This window comes from Kitasatospora sp. NPDC056783, from assembly GCF_042789895.1.
Classification (GTDB): domain Bacteria; phylum Actinomycetota; class Actinomycetes; order Streptomycetales; family Streptomycetaceae; genus Kitasatospora.
Genome location: NZ_JBHUAF010000723.1, coordinates 1 through 1,134, shown reverse-complemented (window position 1 = coordinate 1,134; position 1,134 = coordinate 1). Strand labels below are relative to the sequence as shown.

Below are 1,134 nucleotides of genomic sequence, written 5' to 3'. Positions count from 1 at the left end.
GCACCCGAGTCCGCGCGTCTGCGCTTCGGCCGCCGCCTACGGCACTGGCGCGAGGCCCGCGGTCTCAGCCAGGCCGAGTTCGGCCGGCTGCTCGGCTACCACGACTCACTGATCAGCCGGGTGGAGAACGCCCGCCGCTGGCCGCCGCCCGGAATGCCCGCCAGGGCCGATGAACTCCTGCTCACCGAGGGCGAGTTGGCGGACCTCTGGCAGGCTGTCCGGCGGGAACGCGAACGGCTCGGCGAACGCGCCGCCGCCCGGCCGCCGCTCGCCCCCGGCACCGCCCCACCGGACGCCGCCACCGTCGAGGTGCTCGCCCACCTGCTCGCCGTCTACCGCGCCGCCGCGGTCCGGATCGGCGGCGAGGAGTTCGCCGCCGTCCTGGAACACCACGCCCACACCCTGCTCGGCCGACCGCGCTCCGACCCGCGCGAGCACCTCACCGCCGGCCGCTCGCTCGCCGCCCAGTACGCCGAGCTCGCCGGCTGGGCCCACTTCGAGGGCGACCGCCACGCCCGCGCGCTCAGCTGGTACGCCACCGGTCTGGAACGGGCCCGCGCCAGCGGCGACCGGGCCACCGCGACCGCGCTGCTCGCTCGGCAGAGCACCCTGTACTGGTGGCACGGCGACCCGGCCACCGCGCTCGCCCTGGCCGAGGCCGCCCGGGCCGCCTCCCCTCCGCTGCCGGGGCTGCGCGCCTGGTCCGCCGTCGCCCAGGCCCACGCCCACGCGCTGGCCGGCCGGGCCCCGCAGGTGCGCCGGACGCTGGCGGACGCCCGGCGGCTGACCGACGCCGCGCTGCGCTCCGGCGACCCGACGCCGTGGTCGGCGCGGGCCGACCTGGTGCTGGCCGTGGCGCACGGCACCTGCCACCGGGACCTCGCCGTCCGCACCGGCCGCACCGCGCACGCCCGCGCCGCGGCGGCCCGGCTGGAGGACGCGCTGCGGCTCCTCGATCCGGCCGCCCACCCACGCGACCACGCCCTGATCACCGCCCGCCTCGCCGGAGCCCACGCCCTCGCCGGCCGGGCCGAGGCCGCCGCTCCGGCCCACAAACCGAACAGGACCCAGGGCAAAAAGGTGGCGACCGTCACTAGGGCGGTCAGACGTGGATCACTCGTGATCGAGGCCGCG

At 78.6% G+C, this 1,134-nt stretch carries 1 protein-coding gene; it reads left to right on the top strand.

Annotated elements, in window-relative coordinates:
* The coding region (locus tag ACFRMQ_RS40880) for a helix-turn-helix domain-containing protein (protein ID WP_380736006.1) at positions 1-1,134 on the top strand (1,134 nt) is incomplete at both ends.